Here is a 19491-nt window from a genome sequence, read left to right as displayed (position 1 = left end):
TGACTGCGCTCAGGGATAATTCAGCACCGTTTTGATTTGCCCCAGGTGGGCCGCAATCCAGCTTTTGTCGATCGCGCCCCAGTCACGAATCCGATAATGCCCGGCGTGATTACGGCCGCCATCGAGCTGTTCGAATTCGCACTGAATATCCAGATCTGCCAGCGCAGCAATGGTGTCCTGCGCCGTGCGCCGTGGCATGCCGGTGGCTTCTACCAGCGCAGGAACATTACTGGCAAGTTCGCTATCGATCAGATACGCCACGTACAGGCGGCGGTAGAAGCTGGTTTTGGTTTTGCTGATGTCCATGGTGATCCTTGATTGAGCGGCATGAACTGGACCTGTGGGAGCGGTGCTTGGTCTGGGCGGCATTCCGACGATAAGGCTGGACGCGAGTCAGGTTAGAATTGCGGTGCTCTTATCGTCGGAATGCCGCCCAGACCAAGCACCGCTCCCACAAGGGGTACGCCAAGCCTGTGTGTTATTGCATATCCCGCCAGGTCAGATAAATCCGTAGATCAAACTCTATCTGGTGATACCCCGGCTGCATGTGCTCGCACAGCTTGTAGAACGCCTTGTTGTGGTCCGACTCCTTGAAATGCGCCAGCTCGTGGACGACGATCATTTCCAGAAATTGCGGCGGCGCTTCCTTGAACAGGGAGGCCACGCGGATTTCCTTCTTGGCCTTGAGCTTGCCGCCCTGTACCCGGGAAATCGTCGTGTGCAGGCCTAACGCGCGATGGGTCAGGTCCAGGCGATTGTCGAACAGCACCTTATCGATGCTCGGCGCATTGCGCAGGTGTTCCTGCTTGAGGGCCAGTGCATAGGCGTACAGCGCTTTGTCACTTTGCACGGCATGGCGGTCGGGATAACGCTGCTGCAGGTAGTCACCCAGTTTGTTCTGGGCGATCAGCTGCCGCACCTGATCCTGAAGCGCCGGCGGGTAAGCCTGAAGGTATTTGAGAGGAGCGAGCATGAGCCGTGACACTAAGTTCAAAGCCGCCAGTGTACAGAACTCATTCGGACTTTATGGCCTGCCAGTCAAAAGTCGACGGGAATGCCAACGCCTCTTCGGCAACCACGGGTCGTGACACCAAAAAGCCCTGAATCAACTGACAACCGTTGTCGGCCAGCCATTGATACTGCTCGATGGTCTCCACACCCTCGGCAATCACCAACACATTCAGGTTGCGGCACAAATCGATGATGCTGCGCGCCACCGCCTTATCCCGCTGGGAGGCAAGCATGCCGGCGATGAAATGGCGGTCGATCTTCAAGGTGTCGATATCAAGGTTGCGCAGGTGCGTAAGCGAACATTCGCCCACGCCGAAATCGTCCAGCGCGACGCTCACCCCAATGTCATGCAAATGACGAATCTGGTTTCGACTGTGCACCAGGTTATGCACCAACGAGGCTTCGGTGATCTCGACTTCCAACTGGCCTGGTTTGAGATTGAAGCGCTGCATGGCGCGACGGATTTCCGCAGCGAGGTTAGGCATGCTGAACTGAGTCGGACTGACGCTGACGCTCAGCACCAGACCGGCGCCAAATACCTCATCCCAGCGGCTACGCTGCTCGGCGCCCTGCTCGAAAATCCAGCTGCCCAGCTTGTTGATCAGTCGGGTTTCTTCAAGCAGAGGAATGAACAATCCTGGTGGCACGTCCCCGGCGCTCGGATGCTGCCAACGCAGCAGCGCCTCGAAACCGCGCAAGCGACCGTCTGCGATGAACACTTGCGGCTGATAGACCATGGAAAAATCCTGGCCGTCGATGGCGGTCCGCACGCTGTTTTCCAGCATCAGGCGTGAGCGGGCACGGCCGTTCATATCCTGATCGTAGAAGCGATACTGCTGTCGCCCTGCCCGCTTGGCTTCGTACATGGCGATATCCGCTGCGCGCAGCAGGCCGTCCAGATTCGAGCCACAATCGGGGTAGGTTGCAATTCCGATGCTGGCTCCGAGGGTCACGTCCACACCGTCCACCTGGCGCCGCACCGAAACCCGTTCGATGAGTTTTTCTGCCACTTTGGCGGCGTGCTCCGGGAAATCCAGGCCCTCGATCACTACGGTAAATTCGTCCCCGCCCATGCGCGCCAGCACATCGTATGGGCGCATGCAGTCCTTGAGTTGCTGGGCCACCCAGAGCAGAACCTGGTCCCCCGCGTCATGGCCCAGGGAATCGTTGACCCGTTTGAAACCATCCAGATCCAGGTACAACACCACCAGAAACTTGCCGGCATGTTCGTTGCGCAACAACATGCCTTCGACCGCCTGATAAAAGCCACGCCTGTTCAACAGCCCGGTGAGGGCGTCTGTCACCGCCTGATGCTCTAGCTGCTGGTAGAGATCGCGCACCACCGACATGTCGAGAATGCTGAACACCATCGACTTCTGTTCCACCGGCAGCGGCGCGCAGGACAACGCAACCGGTACCTGGCAACCTTCGCGGGTACGCAGAACCGCATCATGCAGCCGATAGATTTCGGCGCTGCGGTAATGCCGGTAGAAGCCGGACTGAGTCCATTCAACCACGTGGGGCTCAGCCAGGTAATCAATCACGCTGGTCCCCGTCAGCTCGTCGACGCTGGCACCCAGCAGGCGGCAAATGGCCGGGTTGGCGAAGTTGATCAGACCGGCTTCATTGACCACCAGAATCCCTTCGTCAATGTTGTCCAACACCGAAGCATTGAAGGCCCGTGCGGTCTCCAGTTCATGGGAAAGCTTTTGCAGGGTACGGCGATTCTGCTGCTGCTCCAGCAGGGCTTGGACCTTGGGCTTGAGTACGTGGGGATCGAAGGGTTTGAACAGATAGTCGACGGCACCGCTGGCGTAGCCGCGATGCACTGCGTCCTGAGACTGTTCATTCGCGGTCAGGAAAATAATCGGCGTCAGCCGGGTCCGCTGACTGCCGCGCATGAGGCGGGCAACTTCGAAGCCATCCATCCCCGGCATCTGCACATCCAGCAACACCAGATCCACTTCCCGCTCCAGTAACACGGACAGCGCCTCGATGCCTGAGCTGGCCGTGACAATGCACCAGTCCTGCCTTTGCAGTACGGCGCGCATCGTCACCAGATTTTCCGGATAGTCATCTACAACCAATAGAACCGAACGGCCATCACCAGGCTTGGGTTGCGCGCATTCCATGCTGCTTCTCTTATGTAGTTCGACGCTAACAGCGGAGGCTAGGCCCCTCATCCGAGTGGATCCACTCTAGTCGGGTATTTGAGAAACCAGAAGTCGGCTAGCGAAATGCCACTAATAAAGCTCCAACAACCCGACTAACGGTAGGTATGCCCAGGTGTATACGGCATGTGACCTGCGGCGAATGTGACACCATTTTGACGCCAGCCGTCGGACGTTTTTCAGTTAACAGGAACTAATCAAAACCGTATAACAAAGGCCGCAAAGGCTTGAGCCAGACGCGTGCTAATAGCAATGAGACATAATGGAAACTGAAAAATGGTAGACATGGCATCTTGGAATCTGAGCATTCCTGTGGGTTCGCCCCCCAAAACCATCGAGACCTCTGCGCTGGTCAAAGGCTATGACGGCAAGTACTTTCGCTCTGAATCCGGGCACATCTTTTTTTGGTCGCCGGTGACCGGGTCACGCACCGCCAACGCCAAATTCCCCCGCAGTGAACTGCGAGAAACCTGGGCCGATGGCACCTTGCATAACTGGATGTATCCGGACGCGGACAACTTTCTCAATGCCACCCTGGAAGTCAATCAAGTGCCCTCGTCAGGCAAGATCGTCATCGGCCAGATTCATGCCTATGACAGCACCGAGCCCATGCTCAAGGTCGAGTACCAATATAAAGAAGCCACGCACAACGGAAACATCGTGGCCAAAGTGCGCAATCGCTTTGATGACAAGGAAAGTCGAGTGATTCAGGTCGCGGAAGGTGTGCCGCTCAACGAGCGATTCAATTACATCATCCACTTGAGCCCTGGTGGCGAACTGAGCGTCAGCGCCCGAGGCAAAAACTGGAGCACTCCGATCAGCGCAACCTGGCGTGACAAGCCGCTGTACTTCAAGGCAGGGGTTTATGTGCAGGACAATAGCGGCTACAGCAACGAAGGCGGCAAGGCCACCTTCTATAAGCTGGATATTGACCACAACAGGACCTGATAGACCAGGCACTGCTTGACTCGGCGGGACGTGGGACCGGCTTTAGCCGGGAAGGCAGCACTCCAGTCAACAAATATGTCGCGGATGTACTGGCCCCTTCCCGGCTAAAGCCGGTCCCACAGGTTATAGGTTGATTTACCGGGTAGCAGCCTTGAACTCCTGCTCTGCCAGATCAAAGCGGAACGACTTTTCTGCAATGGTGAGTCCGCATTTTTCACGACCGCTTCGCGGTCACTCGCACACCCCGACCCACCAGCACCCGTTGGAAACCAGCGCCCAGCAATCAATCGGGAACCAGTGTATTTAGCGAACAAGGCCTGCAAGTGATATTTTCCTCGGGCCGGTTAGTACAGTGCATAACCCGATCCAGATCAGTGCCGCCCTCAGAGCTCAGGTCAAGATTGCCGTCGGCATCTAGATAGATATCGGTGCCGTACCACTTCGGGATGACCTTTACACACCCTCTATATTCACTATTGATCCACCAATCGACCACCGTATAGAAATCTTCTCTGGGTATTAATTCACCTGGTTCAGTAGCCCGACCACCTGAAAGCATGTCACCTCGATAGATTCGGTTCCGCGTATTCCATTGGTAGCCGACCTCACCAACCCCGTCTGCTGGAAAATTAAGAGTGGCTCTAGGCATCGCGACAAACCAGACCGTCAAAAGAAAAAACAGGGCAATAAATAGCCTAGCCAGCCACCTCATATTGCCCTTCCTTTAGTTAACAAGGCCTGCAAGTGATATTTTCCTCGGGCCGGTTTGTGCAGTGCATAACCCGATCCAGATCAGTACCGCCTTCAGGACTTTGGTCAAGTTGGCCATTGGCATCCAGATAGATATCAGTGCCGTACCATTTCGGGATGACCTTGACACATTGCCTTCTTCCACCATCAGCCCACCAATCGACGACCATGAAAAAGTCCTCTTTCGGAAATATGTCACCCCAGTCAGTCACTCTTTCGCCGGGATAAAGCTCCCCTCGAAAAATCCTATGGCGTGCGTTCCACTGGTAGCGAATTTCGCCTATGGCGGTTTCCGGGAAATGCAGCGTAGCCGTGGGGGTTGCCGTGGTCCAAACAACCCAAATAATGTAAAGCACCCCGATTAACTTACCCAGAAACTTCATGTAACCGCCAACTTTGTTTTATAGCAATCGTGTACCTCAACGGCACTTCCCCAATCAGCCAAAGGTACTGCCAAGACCTCCTCCACGAGGATTGGTGACGTAAGCCCTCCAGTGGAATATCGCCGATAGAGCTTAATACCGATAGCGATTGAGATTCGATCAGGTGGGTCATCCCATGCTCGCCAGCCCTCAACGCCTTCAGAGCGGCGAGGACCCGGCCGCTCACGCCACTTCTTTATTTTTCTGACACTGTCAGAGCCGATCTGCTCTAGACCTGCCCCATCAAATAACCAGTCCTCGGAGAACCCGCAGGCAACACCAATATAGCCATAGTGAACATTGGACCAAATATCGTAGAAATAAGTGTGTCGTCCATATTTGTGCCAAGCGGCACCATTAAATCTAATAATTAACTTCGGCTTATGATCCCACTCTTGATCCTGCCCAACCATCTTCGCCCACAACACAGCTGCGGCCGCTTGCTTGCCCAGCGCTATGCCATGGAAGTCGGGAACTCTGCCGATTTTGCTATACCAGGGCTGTGCCAACCATTGGCGTTGTTCTTCAATAGGGTCATAGCTGAGCAGTGTTTTTATTTTCGAGACAACCGGGTGACTCAGGTTCCGGTTCATTTCCTCGGCGATGTAGCGCGCCGGTTCGTGCAATTGATCGGGGTGATTACAGACCACCCCTTGAGTTTCAGACCCGGGCAGGTTGAATGAAGCGGCGATTTTATCCGAAACCCAAGGGTTGGCTGGTTGAGCATTTGTCGCCGGAGGCCTGATTGGCGCGGCCATTGCTCTGGATACCTGCGGCCCTTCAACGGGAGCTTCCAGTCGGTTGCTGCCGGGTGGGCAGCCGCAGAGGATTTCCGCGCCATCCATGGCGACCGGAATCCCGTTGTATTTCATGGTAGGCATCAGGTTGCCGACGATTTCACCGGCCTTCCCGCATTTCGGGCAGGGAGTGGTTACATCGCCGAGTCGCAAAATCCCGCGACCTCCATTGGTTGCCTCGGGCAGGCTGGTAATACACACCGCGCCGGTGGTTGTCTTGTCACCGTCTAGACCTTTTCCTATTCCTTGAGCTGTGGAGCGCACCATGGCTCATCCCTCCACCACAGGTAGAAAATCATCCTTCATGGATATGCCGTCATGCAGCACGAACATACCTATGGCTTGCGGCGTATTGATGATCTGGTCGCCATTGCTGAGCAGACTGCCAACCAATGCTAAATGGTCATTATCCTGACCCGCCCCCGTCATGATCTGCGCTGTGCTGCCATCGGGATATTTGGCGCAATCCCCGACCCGAGCCACGCGCACGCATTGACCGTTTTCCAGGGTGATCTCTAACGGTGTGGTCCCCTGCTGGATCACGCCACCGTCACGGGTTTCGCTGCCATCGGTCGCTAGCCGAAAAATAGCAACAGCAGGATGGGCCTTGCGATGAACCTGTTGCTGGCGAATGAGCGCCACAGCCTCTTCGCTGAATTCAGCAAGCTGCCGATCAGTGAAGGGCGATTTATCAAGAGTGCTGAGAAGCTCTGACGAGGCTTCGTTGGTATAAGGGGCTTGCTGCGATCCTTTCATATTCATCATCCTGACATTCTGATTTAACGAGATACGCGCGCCGCAATTGCCCTGAAAAGAGGCATCTACGACGAGGCGGTAAGACGATAAACAAAAGCCAGGAAGGACTATGTAGGGATAATCCGCAAAGGCCGAAGGAAACTTCCTGAGTCGCTTGCATTGAGATATTTCTACCTACAACCCTTGAAGCAAAACACAGCCTGATCCAGTTGGGAAATACGATCCCGGAGCTCACAAGCAATGCGAGGCAGCGATGGCGGTGGGTCAGGCAGACCGCCATCGCGGGCCTCGTAACCTCGGTGCGCTCCTACCGGGCCGGGTGTGTCTGGAAAAACACCGGACCCGTAGGAGCGAGGCTTGCCCGCAAAAAAACGATGACGCGGTACATCTGGCTAACCGCGTCGTCTGATTCGCGGGCAAGCCTCACTCCAACAGAGCCCCCCACAGGTATAGATGCTCACTTAGCGCGTAGCAGCCTTGAACTCTTGCTCGGCCAGCTCAAAGCGTGTCTGCATGCCAGCCGACGGACCTTTACCGATGCTACTGAAGACCACGATCGCAATGCTGGCGAAGATGAAACCAGGGATGATTTCGTACAAGCCCCAGATACCCAGTTGCTTCCAGACAATCACAGTGATTGCGCCCACCAGTACACCGGCCAGCGCGCCATTGCGGGTCATGCCTTTCCACAATACCGAGATCAGCACCACTGGGCCGAACGCAGCGCCGAAACCTGCCCAGGCATAGCTCACCAGACCCAATACGCGATTTTCCGGGTTTGCCGCGAGGATGATGGCGATGATCGCGATCAGCAGCACCATGGCGCGACCGACCCAGACCAGTTCCTTCTGCGAAGCGTTTTTGCGCAGGAATGCTTTGTAGAAGTCTTCGGTCAAGGCGCTGGAGCACACCAGCAGCTGGCAGCTCAAGGTGCTCATGACTGCGGCAAGAATCGCCGAAAGCAGAACGCCGGTCACCCATGGGTTGAACAGCAGCTTCGCCAGCTCAATGAAGACACGCTCAGGGTTTTCAGTCACCGGCCCGGCCACATCAGGGTGCGCCGAGAAGTAGGCAATCCCGAAGAAACCCGCAGCGACCGTACCGGCCAGACACAGGATCATCCAGGTCATGGAAATGCGTCGCGCGCTGGCAATTGACTTCACCGAGTCTGCTGCCATGAAACGCGCCAGGATATGCGGCTGACCAAAGTAACCCAGACCCCAGCCCATCAAGGAAATGATGCCGATGATGCTGGTGTTCTTGAACATGTCGAAGTTGCCAGGATCCTTGGCTTCGATGGCCAGGAACGTCGCGTCGACACCACCCGTGGCGAGCAGCACGATGATCGGGGTAAGGATCAGCGCAAAAATCATCAGCGTCGCCTGCACCGTATCGGTCCAGCTGACTGCGAGGAAGCCACCTACGAAGGTGTACGCGATAGTGGCTGCCGCACCGGCCCACAACGCGGTCTCGTACGACATGCCGAAGGTGCTCTCAAACAGCCGCGCACCGGCAACGATTCCTGACGCACAGTAAATAGTGAAGAACACCAGAATCACCACAGCAGAAATCACCCGCAGCAGACCGCTTTTGTCTTCGAAGCGGCTGGTGAAATAGTCCGGCAGAGTCAGGGCGTCGCCGTTGTGCTCGGTCTGCACGCGCAACCGACCTGCTACGAACAGCCAGTTCAGATAAGCGCCAGCGATCAAGCCGATGGCAATCCAGCCCTCTGAGAGACCAGACATATAAATAGCGCCCGGCAAGCCCATCAAGAGCCAGCCACTCATGTCCGAAGCCCCTGCAGACAATGCCGTCACGACACTGCCCAGGCTGCGGCCGCCAAGAATGTAATCAGAGAGGTTATTGGTCGAGCGATAGGCCATAAGACCAATCAGAACCATTGCTGCGATATAAATCACGAACGTGATCAGGGTGGGATTGCTGACACTCATTGTATTTCGCCTGGGCATTGTTGTTATAGAACGCCAACTGCCGTCACCTCGTGACGTACCGAACCTGCGTCCGATCAAAAGCCAGCCATGCGGACCGGGTTTTTCTGTTGAAAACCTCAGTTATTGGAGCAATTCTCAATCGTGGTTGCGACATTGCGACGCATCCTATTCAACAAGTCACGAGCGGTGCAACCTATTTACCGACGAAAAGTTGCACCTGCGTGTCGTTTTTTTCGGATTTTGACGAGTGAACGCCTCGTTCCAGAGCATCAACTCCCTTCCGTCAGAACAACAAGCACCACGGTTGTGCAGGCTCAGCAGGCAAATCAACCGTCTGGCAGGCGAGAAAAATAATCAATCAAAAAAGGGTTGCACCCGGTTGCACCCGGACAGGCGCATCGATAATCTTGTCCGACAACCAAGGCCACATTGCAGTGGCACGATGAGGACAGCACATGGCGACCACCACCCTGGGTGTCAAACTCGACGACCCGACCCGCGAGCGATTGAAAGCAGCCGCTCAGTCCATTGACCGGACTCCGCACTGGCTTATCAAACAGGCAATTTTCAATTACCTGGAAAAACTCGAAGGTGGTGCGACCCTTTCGGACCTCAACGGTAGCGCTGCCAAAGACGGCGACGACCACGGCGATCTGCCGGTGGACGCGGTGCATCAGTGCTTCCTGGAGTTTGCCGAAAGCATCCTCCCGCAATCGGTATTGCGTGCGGCCATTACCGCCGCCTATCGCCGCCCGGAGCCGGAAGTGGTGCCAATGCTCATCGAGCAGGCGCGCTTGCCTGCTCCAATGGCCGAAGCCACCAACAAGCTGGCCGCCTCGATTGCTGAAAAGCTGCGCAATCAGAAGAGCGCGGGTGGTCGTGCGGGTATCGTGCAGGGCCTGCTGCAGGAATTTTCCCTGTCCTCTCAGGAAGGCGTGGCGCTTATGTGCCTGGCCGAAGCCTTGCTGCGCATCCCGGACAAAGGCACGCGTGATGCACTGATCCGCGACAAGATCAGCACCGGCAACTGGCATCCACACCTGGGCAACAGCCCTTCGCTGTTCGTCAACGCCGCGACCTGGGGCCTGCTGCTGACCGGCAAACTGGTCGCCACACACAACGAAGCCGGGCTGACCTCCTCCCTGAGCCGCATCATCGGCAAGAGTGGCGAGCCAATGATCCGCAAAGGCGTGGACATGGCGATGCGCCTGATGGGCGAGCAGTTCGTCACCGGTGAGACCATCGGTGAAGCCCTGGCCAACGCCAGCCGCTTCGAAGCCAAAGGCTTCCGCTACTCCTACGACATGCTCGGCGAAGCGGCACTGACCGAACATGACGCCCAGAAATACCTGGCTTCCTACGAGCAGGCGATCCACTCCATCGGCAAGGCGTCCCATGGCCGAGGCATTTATGAAGGCCCGGGCATTTCCATCAAGCTCTCGGCTCTGCACCCTCGTTACAGCCGCGCTCAATACGAGCGCGTCATGGAAGAGCTGTACCCGCGCCTTTTGTCCCTGACCCTGCTGGCCAAGCAATACGACATCGGCCTGAACATCGACGCAGAAGAAGCAGACCGCCTTGAGCTTTCACTGGATCTGCTGGAGCGCCTGTGTTTCGAACCGCAGCTGACCGGCTGGAACGGTATTGGCTTTGTCATCCAGGCCTATCAGAAGCGCTGCCCGTATGTGATCGACTACGTGATTGATCTGGCGCGTCGCAGCCGTCATCGCCTGATGATTCGTCTGGTGAAAGGCGCGTACTGGGACAGCGAAATCAAACGCGCTCAGGTCGAAGGCCTGGAAGGCTATCCGGTGTACACCCGCAAGGTGTACACCGACGTGTCCTACATCGCTTGCGCACGCAAACTGCTGTCGGTGCCTGAAGCCATCTATCCGCAGTTCGCCACGCACAACGCCCATACCCTGTCGGCCATTTACCACATTGCTGGTCAGAACTATTACCCCGGCCAGTACGAGTTCCAGTGCCTCCATGGCATGGGCGAACCGCTTTACGAGCAGGTTGTGGGCAAAGTCGCCGATGGCAAGCTGAACCGACCGTGCCGCGTCTACGCGCCAGTCGGCACCCACGAAACATTGCTGGCTTACCTCGTACGTCGCTTGCTGGAGAACGGGGCCAACACCTCGTTCGTCAACCGCATTGCCGACCAGTCGATCTCGATTCAGGAACTGGTAGCCGATCCGGTAGCCAGCATCGAGCGCATGGCGACCCAGGAAGGTGGTTTCGGCCTGCCGCACCCGCGTATCCCATTGCCGCGTGACCTGTACGGCCCGGAGCGCGCCAACTCCAGCGGTATCGACCTGGCCAACGAACATCGCCTGGGCTCACTGTCTTCAGCCCTGCTGGCGACGGCGCACAACAACTGGAAAGCCGCGCCGATGCTGGGTTGCCCGGCCAGCGAAGGTCCTTCGACTGCGCTGCTGAACCCGTCCGATCTGCGTGACGTAGTCGGTCACGTGCAGGAAGCCAGCCTGGCAGACGTCGACAACGCCCTGCTCTGCGCCTTGAGTTCCGGCCCGATCTGGCAAGCCACGCCGCCAGCCGAGCGTGCCGCGATCCTGGAACGCGCCGCCGACCTGATGGAAGCCGAAATCCAGCCACTCATGGGCCTGTTGGCTCGTGAAGCCGGCAAGACTTTCGCCAACGCCATCGCCGAAGTCCGCGAAGCGGTCGACTTCCTGCGCTATTACGCCGTGCAGGCGCGCAATGATTTCAGCAACGACGCCCATCGCCCGCTGGGTCCGGTGGTGTGCATCAGCCCATGGAACTTCCCGCTGGCAATCTTCAGCGGTCAGGTTGCCGCAGCGTTGGCAGCCGGTAACCCGGTCCTCGCCAAACCGGCCGAGCAAACACCGCTGGTGGCAGCGCAAGCCGTGCGCATTCTGTTGGAAGCTGGCATTCCGGAAGGCGTGCTGCAGTTGCTGCCGGGTCGCGGCGAAACCGTCGGTGCACGTCTGGTCGGCGACGATCGGGTCAAAGGCGTGATGTTCACCGGTTCCACCGAAGTCGCTCGTCTGCTGCAACGCAACATCGCCGGGCGCCTGGATGCTCAGGGCCGTCCGATCCCGCTGATTGCCGAAACCGGCGGCCAGAACGCCATGATCGTCGATTCCTCGGCGCTGACCGAGCAAGTGGTCATAGACGTCGTTTCCTCGGCTTTCGACAGCGCCGGCCAACGCTGCTCGGCTCTGCGGGTCCTGTGCCTGCAGGAAGACTCGGCAGATCGCGTTATCGAAATGCTCAAAGGCGCCATGGCTGAATGTCGCCTCGGCAACCCTGAGCGTCTGTCTGTGGACATCGGCCCGGTCATCGACGCCGAAGCCAAGGCAGGCATCGACAAGCACATTCAAGGCATGCGCGACAAAGGCCGCACGGTCTACCAGGTTGCCATTGCCGACAGCGACGAAATGAAGCGCGGCACCTACGTGATGCCAACCCTGATCGAGCTGGACAGCTTCGACGAGCTGCAACGGGAGATCTTCGGCCCGGTACTGCACGTGGTTCGCTACAAGCGCAGAGAACTGGACCAGTTGATCGGCCAGATCAATGCTTCCGGCTATGGCCTGACCCTCGGCGTGCACACTCGCATTGATGAGACAATCGCCAAGGTCATCGACAACGTCAACGCGGGCAACGTCTACGTTAACCGCAACATCGTCGGCGCAGTGGTAGGCGTACAGCCATTCGGTGGTGAAGGCCTGTCGGGCACCGGCCCGAAAGCTGGCGGCCCGCTCTATCTGTATCGCCTGCTCTCGACCCGCCCGGTTGATGCCATCGAGCAATCGTTCGTGCGTGGCGACACCCTCACAGCCCCGGATGTGCGGATGCGCGAAGCCATGAGCCAGCCGTTGCAGGCGCTGAAAACCTGGGCGACCGGCAATCAGCAACCTGAACTGGATCAGCTGTGCAGCCAGTTTGCGGCGCAATCGCAAAGCGGGATCACACGCCTGCTGGCCGGCCCGACCGGCGAGCGCAACAGCTACAGCATTCTGCCTCGCGAACATGTTCTGTGCCTCGCCGAAGCCGAAAGCGATCTGTTGATCCAGCTGGCCGCGGTTCTCGCGGTTGGCAGCAGCGCCATCTGGCCGGACAACGCCCTCTGCAAGCCACTGCGCGCTCGCCTGCCCAAAGAAGTCCAGGCGCGCATCAAGCTGGTGGCCGACTGGAGCAAGGATGAGGTGCTGATCGATGCCGTTCTGCATCACGGCGACTCGGACCAACTGCGCGAAGTCTGCGAGCAGGTTGCCCAGCGTGCTGGCGCCATCGTCGGCGTCAACGGGCTGTCCCATGGCGAAACCAACGTTGCACTGGAACGCCTGGTGATTGAGCGCGCACTGAGCGTCAACACCGCTGCGGCGGGTGGCAACGCGAGCTTGATGACCATCGGCTGATGGTTTGACTGGCAACTGAAAAGAGAGCTTCGGCTCTCTTTTTTTTGGACTTTTATTCGAGTTACTTGACAAACAACAAACTAATTGATTCGATACAAAATAAGCTTTATATATATTAGCCAATACATATATATACACACAGCAAAATACTCAAAAGACCACAAAAAAACATATTGCACTCTCTGAACTCCTGTGATTAAACGCATTATCGATTGATCAATAAGCATCTCTCGAAAATACATAATTACCGCAATTAGAGATCAAACAAATGACTCAAACTCAACGCAATGAGCTGGACCCGACATTTGGTGTTAATGGCAAACTCGATGTTCGCCCGCCAGGCAACTTCCGCAATGACCTGTCAAACCTGGCCCTGGATGCAACCGGCCGCCGCTTGATGATCTATGGCTCCTACGAGCGAGAAATTCCGAACCTGTCCATCCCGGGCGTTGGCGCCCTCATTGATGACGGCGCCTTTGACACCCGCTTCGGCGATACCCAGGATGGCCTGTCCACTGTGCCGCCCGTTAACCTTGCAGCCAGCGTCAGCAGCATTGCCAGGCTGGCGGACGGATCATTCTTTGTTACCGGCGCAGCGTACAGCCAACTTCCACTGATCAACTATGATCAGGACGGCAAGTTCATTTCTATCCGCGATATCGCCGAGGGTCCGCAATCCTCAACTCCGCGACTATTGGGACTGGACGACAAGTTCCTGCTCGCCACATCAAACCGCAGTGGCGGCGTCGTTCATCGTCGACACTTCGATGGGGAACAAGATGGTAGTTTCGGCACCGCAGGCATCGCAACTTTCCTGACCGGCAATACTTATGTATCTACTCTGCACATGGCGCGCAGTGTTAATACCACGTCATTTTATTTGGCCGGCGAAGTAGGTAATGACGGTTTTATCCTGCGCATGAATGACGCGGGCGAACTGGATCTGGATTTTGCCGACGGCGGCGTGTACGCGGTCAGGATGATCAATGCCCGTTACACGGCATGCCGCCGAGTGAACGAGCTCGACAACGGCAAAATCGTTGCACTTATCAACAGCTCGAACATCGACAATAGCGCGGCCAGTTACCTGATTTGCCTGACAAGCACCGGACAAATCGACGTGACATTTAACCGCGGCGAGCCATTGCGCGTACCGGGCGAGGTTGGCGAAGACATGACCCTGCAAGCAGACGGCAAAATCCTGGTAGCCCACCGCGGCGTGATAACCGCCAACAGGCTGACCCGCTACTTCCCGGATGGCGGTCTGGATAGTGAATTCGGTAGCGACGGCTCAGGCTCGATCACCTTCACCGACGAGCAGATCGGCTTCGTGAAAAGCGTGATGGTCCAGCCTGATGGCAAGATTGTCGTCGGCGGGACATCCGGATCGGTCACGACGCTGTTGAGGTTGTTGGCGTAACAACTCCGCTCCTTAGACGCCAGTAGGAGCGCGCTTGCCCGCGATCAGGGTTCCGCCCACGACACATTAGTCGACAGTGAGGACGCAATCGCGGGCAAGCGCGCTCCTACCGAGGTGTGGCGCAGCCCCCGCCATCACCCAAATCAATCATCCTGTGCAGCCCAAAATCAGCGGCCTAGACTCAACCCATTCCAACAAAAAGGTACAGGGTCATGTCCGAGTTGCTGCTCAGTTCCCGCAATCTGGCTTTCGAGCTTTACGAAGTGCTGGACGCCGAAGCCCTGACCCGGCGTGAGCGGTTTGCCGAGCACAATCGGGAGACGTTCGACGCTGCGATTGGCACGGCGCGGGCCATCGCTGAAAAATACTTCGCCCCACACAATCGCAAGGCCGATGAAAACGAGCCGCGCTATGAAAATGGCGAGGCGATCTTGATACCCGAAGTAAAGCCGGCGGTGGATGCGTTCCTTGAAGCGGGTTTTCTGAATGCAACCCGAGGCTTCGAAGACGGCGGCATGCAGTTGCCGACTCTTTTATCTCAAGCCTGTTTTGCTCATTTTCAGGCTGCGAATGCGGGCTCCACCGCGTATCCATTTCTGACCATGGGTGCGGCCAACCTGATTGAAAGTTTCGGTAGCGACGCGCAGAAGCAGCAGTTTCTAAAGCCGATGATTGAAGGCCGCTTCTTCGGCACCATGGCGTTGACCGAACCCCATGCTGGCTCTTCGCTTTCGGACATCCGCACCCGAGCGGAGCCCGCTGAAGATGGCACCTATCGTCTGCGTGGCAACAAGATCTTTATTTCCGGCGGTGATCATCAGCTTTCCGAGAATATCGTGCACATGGTGCTAGCCAAGCTGCCGGATGCGCCTGCCGGAGTGAAAGGTATTTCGCTGTTTATCGTGCCCAAGTTGCTGGTGAAAGAAGACGGCAGCCTTGGCTCGCGTAACGATGTGATTCTGGCCGGGCTGTTCCACAAGATGGGCTGGCGCGGTACGACCTCCACCGCGCTGAACTTCGGCGATAACGGCCAGTGTGTTGCTTATCTGGTGGGCAAACCACATCAGGGCTTGAGCTACATGTTCCAGATGATGAACGAGGCGCGCATTGGTGTGGGCATGGGTGCGGTGATGCTCGGTTACGCGGGTTATCTGTATTCACTGGATTACGCCCGCGAGCGGCCACAAGGTCGCTTGCCGGATAGCAAAAGCCCGGACAGTGCGCCGGTGCCAATCATTGAGCACGCAGATGTGCGGCGCATGCTGCTGACGCAAAAAGCTTATGTGGAAGGCGCGTTTGATCTGGGCCTGTATGCCGCCAGGCTGTTCGACGACACCACCACCGGGGAAACCGAAGCGGTTCGCCAGCAAGCCCAAAAGCTGCTGGACTTGCTAACGCCAATCGTCAAGGCCTGGCCTTCGGAGTTTTGCCTGAAGGCCAACGAGCTGGCGATCCAGGTCCTCGGCGGTCACGGTTACACCCGGGAATACCCGGTCGAACAGTATTACCGTGACAATCGCCTGAATCCGATCCACGAAGGCACCAATGGCATTCAGTCCCTGGATTTGCTGGGGCGCAAGCTAGCGCAAGACGGCGGCGCGGGCCTCAAGCAATTACTGCGGCTGATTGCCGAAACCTCGCAACGCGCTCAAGCCCACGAGACATTGACCGAGCTGCGCCAACCACTGGAGCATTTGGTGGCGCATCTGCAGACCGTGACCCTCGCGCTACTGGGCGATCTGGCGCAAGGCAAGGTCAACGCAGCGCTGGCCAACTCGGCGCTGTACCTCAAGGCATTCGGCCATACCGTAATCGGCTGGCGCTGGCTGGAACAGGCGATACACGCACAACAGGGCCTCGCCAATGGCAACGTGGCCGATAAGGACTTCTATCAAGGCAAACTGCAGGCTGCGCGTTACTTTCTGACCTGGGAAGTGCCGAGCTGCCATCACGAACTGGCGATTCTTGAAGCCCGTGATGACACCTGTCTTGCTATGCGGGACTGCTGGTTCTAAGTCAGGTCGCTGGCGGGAAGAACAAGTGCAACAGCGCTGCGCCCTGGGGCCCGAGCTTCGCCGCGTATTGCTCGCGATTGAAAGGCTCTCCGGTGCGCAGATCAAAAATCCGCCCTGCGGGTTCACCGGTGCGGTGCCGGCCGGGCGGACTTTCGCTTAAGCGCACCTTGATGAACTTGAAATGATCGCCTGCCACTTCCTCGATGTTCTCGATCCTGAAATAAGTGCCAGGTTTGAAGACCGACTCGGCCTCCTCCCAATCGCCCGAAAATGGCGCTATCGGCGTCGCCGTTCGATAGGCTTTGCTCGGCAATTCGAAAACGATGGAGGTGTCGTCAAACGTGATCGCAGCACCATCGTTGATGTGCAGCTGAAAAATATGCGATTGCACACCCCCTTGGCTGCTGGAAAAAATCCGCGCCACATAGGGATTTTCACTGAATGAGGTGAAGTCGGTATTGACCAGAATATCCCCGGCCTTGATCTTGCCGCTGCGGAACGTCAAGCCCGACGTACTACGATGGCCGCTGCCGCCGCGATACAGGTCCACGTCGTTGTTGCAACCAATGCTGTCGATATCCTCGGCGAGCTCCTCGATCATTTCGATCTGATTCGCAAGCTGCGACTCACCAGTGCGAAGGTAGACGTTGAAATCCGTGTCTCGCGCCGTGTAATCAGAAACACGCCCACCGATGTACTCATCCTCGGTTTTAAACAAGCGATGCTCGTCGCCCCAAGCGTCAACCAATAGCCGGTTATCGTCCTCATCCGTTGTAATGAAGCCACCGGAATCCATTTCCGAGTCAAAGTCCGACGCCGGGTCATACTCCCGAACGCAGTCATCCACCACCGCTTTTTGCCGCGCAAGGGCCATTTCGGAGAGTCGCTCCTCTTCGAGCAGGTCAAAGCGCATATGGGCATCCCAGAATGCGGATTTGGTCGAGACCAGGGGTTGTGATTGAAAGACTGTCGATGACGATGATCCTGCAACCTCATCAATGGGAGAGCCGCCAGCCAGACCAGGCGGAACCAATAACTCCCATTCCCCTTGAGCATTGAGCCGCACCGGCTTGAATCCAAAGAAGGCGAACGGGTTTTGAGGATCGACGACGGTCCAGGTTCGCAGCGAGCTGTTATACGAAACACGATAGGGCAGATGGTGGATTTCAATCCACGTCTCACCATTCGCGCGCACCCTGATGCCCTGCATGTGCCCGGACGCGACGCCAGGGTCCTCATCCAGAATCACATTGCCCCGCAGCTCGGCCAGAGATGCATCGCTGTTAGCGGCTGGCACCCAATCCTCCACCGTTTCAATTGCCGCCTCCGCTTCCGACAACTCCCTGCCCGGACCGGCAACGGCCGCGATTTCCGGCAGGTTGAACACCACAAAAACCGTACTGAGAATTGCGCTAATCACCCCTGCCTTGCGCAGCCTGGGCGTGTTGCCGTTAATGGCCTGATCAATGCTCAAACCGACATTGATCAGAGCGGCGCCAATCAGCGTCAGAGTCAAAGGCCACGCCAATGGGGCGACCCCATCGAACACTTGGGTGAAAGCGTTTAGATAGCCAATCATCATCTGTTTGCGCAGGTCGGCATTTGATGTCAGAAGCAGGTGGGCCTGCGCTTTCATATTGGCCTGAGCGAGTTCACGCAAATGCTCAAATACGTCGGTTTCAATCTCCTGATCGATACGATTGATGACTTTCTGATCAGACCACTCATTGCGTTGCAGCTGCCCGATCCAGCTGTCGAATACTCCGTTGTCCTGATCCTTGGCGGCCTGCGAGGAAAAGAAATGCAACGTGAAGGCCGATCGCGACACGTCAGTTGCGCATTGCGTCAGCACCCAGGCTTGCAGGGCGGCATCATCGGCAAAAAAATGGAAAGCGTGCTTCTGCGCAGGTACGTACAGAATTTGCCCACCCTTGCTATCGACAATTCGCACAATGTCATGGGCGACGTACTCGCCGATGTCGAAGCTGCGCAAAGTGACGCCCGGTTGCGGAGCAACACGCGCCTGAAGCACCGCCGGGGTCATGACATCCGGGATTGAGGCGGCTACGGCATGAATGATCGTCTGGTAGTGCTCATCTGGTAGCGCAAAGGCACGCTTTGCGTTGGCAGCAGCGGCGAGGTAATGCGCTTTGGCCAACGTGCGGAAGTTTTCGCTGTGCATGGCCCAGAAGTGCGACAGCCCCCTGGTGTAGGTGTCACTGAAATCGAGGGCCCAGAAATCACTCAGTACGTCGTGCGGCAAAAGGGCGACTTCATTGTGCTCGTTGAAAACCCTGTGCTCTGGCCCATCGGTGTAGAAACCTCCCGTTAGTTCAAGTGCACCGGGCTCGGCGTCTTGGTCCTGGGCGCTGAATCTGTGCATGACCAGTTCCACCAGGGTCATCGACTCTACGGGCTGACCCAAATGCTCCCAGCCAGTGAAGGTCCGGGGGCTGGAGCGAGTCCCGTCAGAGAAGCGGTGCCAGTAGATCTTGTCTGGATTGAGATGCCCGGCTGAGTGTTTTTTCAGGATCCTGTGTGCCTGGACATAGGCCAGCCCGTGAATGTCCGGGTAATCGGCGAGGAACCGCCGGGCCATTTTTTTGAGCCGAGACTCGTCGCTCGTGCTGCGCTCGTTGAGTGCAGCCGTATCAAAACCGGTAACTGTAGCGCCCATCCTGTCCATTCCCTTGGATATATTGGAGGGGATATCCAACCAGCTATGGGGGAAACAGGTGCGGTAGTTAATTACCTACATGCGCGCTGGTCCGCGATGCCATCGGCGTGGCGCGACGACGTGGGACTGGCTTTAGCCGGGAAGAGGCCAGTACATCCACCCG

13 protein-coding genes are annotated in these 19491 nt (G+C 57.1%); 4 read left to right on the top strand and 9 right to left on the bottom strand.

Annotated features, from left to right (window positions below; genetic code table 11):
* Window positions 1-9: 9 nt before the first annotated feature.
* The 3 genes from IV01_RS08200 to IV01_RS08210 all read right to left on the bottom strand — a co-directional run bounded on the left by IV01_RS08200 (window position 10) and on the right by IV01_RS08210 (window position 3143).
* On the bottom strand, window positions 10-306 hold the full coding sequence (locus IV01_RS08200; protein WP_032630006.1) for a winged helix-turn-helix domain-containing protein: 297 nt from the start codon (window positions 304-306) through the stop codon (window positions 10-12).
* 172 nt (window positions 307-478) lie between these two features.
* Window positions 479-973 (bottom strand): YgjP-like metallopeptidase domain-containing protein, encoded by a 495-nt coding sequence (locus IV01_RS08205; protein WP_032630005.1) that lies wholly within the window; start codon window positions 971-973, stop codon window positions 479-481.
* Window positions 974-1013: 40 nt separating this feature from the next.
* On the bottom strand, window positions 1014-3143 hold the full coding sequence (locus tag IV01_RS08210) for a putative bifunctional diguanylate cyclase/phosphodiesterase (protein ID WP_032630003.1): 2130 nt from the start codon (window positions 3141-3143) through the stop codon (window positions 1014-1016).
* 315 nt (window positions 3144-3458) lie between these two features.
* Between IV01_RS08210 and IV01_RS08215 the strand changes: the two genes are divergently transcribed.
* Entirely contained in the window at window positions 3459-4130 is a 672-nt protein-coding gene (locus IV01_RS08215; protein ID WP_032630002.1) for a polysaccharide lyase family 7 protein, read from the top strand.
* Window positions 4131-4413: 283 nt separating this feature from the next.
* Here IV01_RS08215 and IV01_RS0125305 read toward each other — a convergent pair whose 3' ends face one another.
* From IV01_RS0125305 to putP, 5 genes are all read right to left on the bottom strand, one after another.
* Window positions 4414-4842 carry a hypothetical protein gene (locus IV01_RS0125305; RefSeq protein WP_050507785.1) on the bottom strand — a complete coding sequence of 143 codons (429 nt, stop codon included), beginning with the start codon at window positions 4840-4842 and terminating at the stop codon, window positions 4414-4416.
* 16 nt (window positions 4843-4858) lie between these two features.
* The gene (locus IV01_RS0125300; RefSeq protein WP_050507783.1) at window positions 4859-5263 is read right to left on the bottom strand and encodes a hypothetical protein; all 405 of its coding nucleotides are present in this window, start codon (window positions 5261-5263) and stop codon (window positions 4859-4861) included.
* Window positions 5260-6366 (bottom strand): polymorphic toxin type 44 domain-containing protein, encoded by a 1107-nt coding sequence (locus IV01_RS08220; protein ID WP_032630001.1) that lies wholly within the window; start codon window positions 6364-6366, stop codon window positions 5260-5262. The genes IV01_RS0125300 and IV01_RS08220 overlap by 4 nt, the downstream gene beginning before the upstream one ends.
* Before the next feature lie 3 nt (window positions 6367-6369).
* Complete coding sequence (locus IV01_RS08225) at window positions 6370-6855, bottom strand: hypothetical protein (protein ID WP_032630000.1); 486 nt, start codon at window positions 6853-6855, stop codon at window positions 6370-6372.
* A 461-nt stretch (window positions 6856-7316) separates the two neighbouring features.
* Window positions 7317-8807 (bottom strand): sodium/proline symporter PutP, encoded by a 1491-nt coding sequence (putP, locus tag IV01_RS08230; RefSeq protein ID WP_032629999.1) that lies wholly within the window; start codon window positions 8805-8807, stop codon window positions 7317-7319.
* Between the two features lie 455 nt (window positions 8808-9262).
* On the opposite strand from putP, the gene putA reads away from it, so the two are divergent.
* The 3 genes from putA (at window position 9263) to IV01_RS08245 (ending at window position 16651) form a co-directional block, all read left to right on the top strand.
* The gene (gene putA, locus IV01_RS08235) at window positions 9263-13216 is read left to right on the top strand and encodes a trifunctional transcriptional regulator/proline dehydrogenase/L-glutamate gamma-semialdehyde dehydrogenase (RefSeq protein WP_032629997.1); all 3954 of its coding nucleotides are present in this window, start codon (window positions 9263-9265) and stop codon (window positions 13214-13216) included.
* A gap of 268 nt (window positions 13217-13484) precedes the next feature.
* Entirely contained in the window at window positions 13485-14636 is a 1152-nt protein-coding gene (locus IV01_RS08240) for a hypothetical protein (RefSeq protein WP_032629996.1), read from the top strand.
* Between the two features lie 212 nt (window positions 14637-14848).
* Window positions 14849-16651, top strand: coding sequence for an acyl-CoA dehydrogenase (locus tag IV01_RS08245; protein ID WP_032629995.1), 1803 nt, complete (start codon window positions 14849-14851; stop codon window positions 16649-16651).
* Between the two features lies 1 nt (window position 16652).
* Here IV01_RS08245 and IV01_RS08250 read toward each other — a convergent pair whose 3' ends face one another.
* Complete coding sequence (locus IV01_RS08250) at window positions 16653-19328, bottom strand: dermonecrotic toxin domain-containing protein (RefSeq protein WP_032629994.1); 2676 nt, start codon at window positions 19326-19328, stop codon at window positions 16653-16655.
* Window positions 19329-19491: the final 163 nt, after the last annotated feature.

Source organism: Pseudomonas syringae, from assembly GCF_000737245.1.
Taxonomy (GTDB): domain Bacteria; phylum Pseudomonadota; class Gammaproteobacteria; order Pseudomonadales; family Pseudomonadaceae; genus Aquipseudomonas; species Aquipseudomonas syringae_J.
This window is presented reverse-complemented; position numbering and strand designations above follow the sequence as displayed.

Coding starts and splice junctions, on each gene's coding strand:
- putP (WP_032629999.1), bottom strand. CDS start 8,807: ATGAGTGTCAGCAATCCCACCCTGATCACGTTCGTGATTTATATCGCA.
- IV01_RS08205 (WP_032630005.1), bottom strand. CDS start 973: ATGCTCGCTCCTCTCAAATACCTTCAGGCTTACCCGCCGGCGCTTCAG.
- IV01_RS08200 (WP_032630006.1), bottom strand. CDS start 306: ATGGACATCAGCAAAACCAAAACCAGCTTCTACCGCCGCCTGTACGTG.
- IV01_RS0125305 (WP_050507785.1), bottom strand. CDS start 4,842: ATGAGGTGGCTGGCTAGGCTATTTATTGCCCTGTTTTTTCTTTTGACG.
- IV01_RS08250 (WP_032629994.1), bottom strand. CDS start 19,328: ATGGGCGCTACAGTTACCGGTTTTGATACGGCTGCACTCAACGAGCGC.
- IV01_RS08225 (WP_032630000.1), bottom strand. CDS start 6,855: ATGAAAGGATCGCAGCAAGCCCCTTATACCAACGAAGCCTCGTCAGAG.
- IV01_RS08215 (WP_032630002.1), top strand. CDS start 3,459: ATGGTAGACATGGCATCTTGGAATCTGAGCATTCCTGTGGGTTCGCCC.
- IV01_RS08210 (WP_032630003.1), bottom strand. CDS start 3,143: ATGGAATGCGCGCAACCCAAGCCTGGTGATGGCCGTTCGGTTCTATTG.
- IV01_RS08220 (WP_032630001.1), bottom strand. CDS start 6,366: ATGGTGCGCTCCACAGCTCAAGGAATAGGAAAAGGTCTAGACGGTGAC.
- IV01_RS0125300 (WP_050507783.1), bottom strand. CDS start 5,263: ATGAAGTTTCTGGGTAAGTTAATCGGGGTGCTTTACATTATTTGGGTT.
- IV01_RS08240 (WP_032629996.1), top strand. CDS start 13,485: ATGACTCAAACTCAACGCAATGAGCTGGACCCGACATTTGGTGTTAAT.
- IV01_RS08245 (WP_032629995.1), top strand. CDS start 14,849: ATGTCCGAGTTGCTGCTCAGTTCCCGCAATCTGGCTTTCGAGCTTTAC.
- putA (WP_032629997.1), top strand. CDS start 9,263: ATGGCGACCACCACCCTGGGTGTCAAACTCGACGACCCGACCCGCGAG.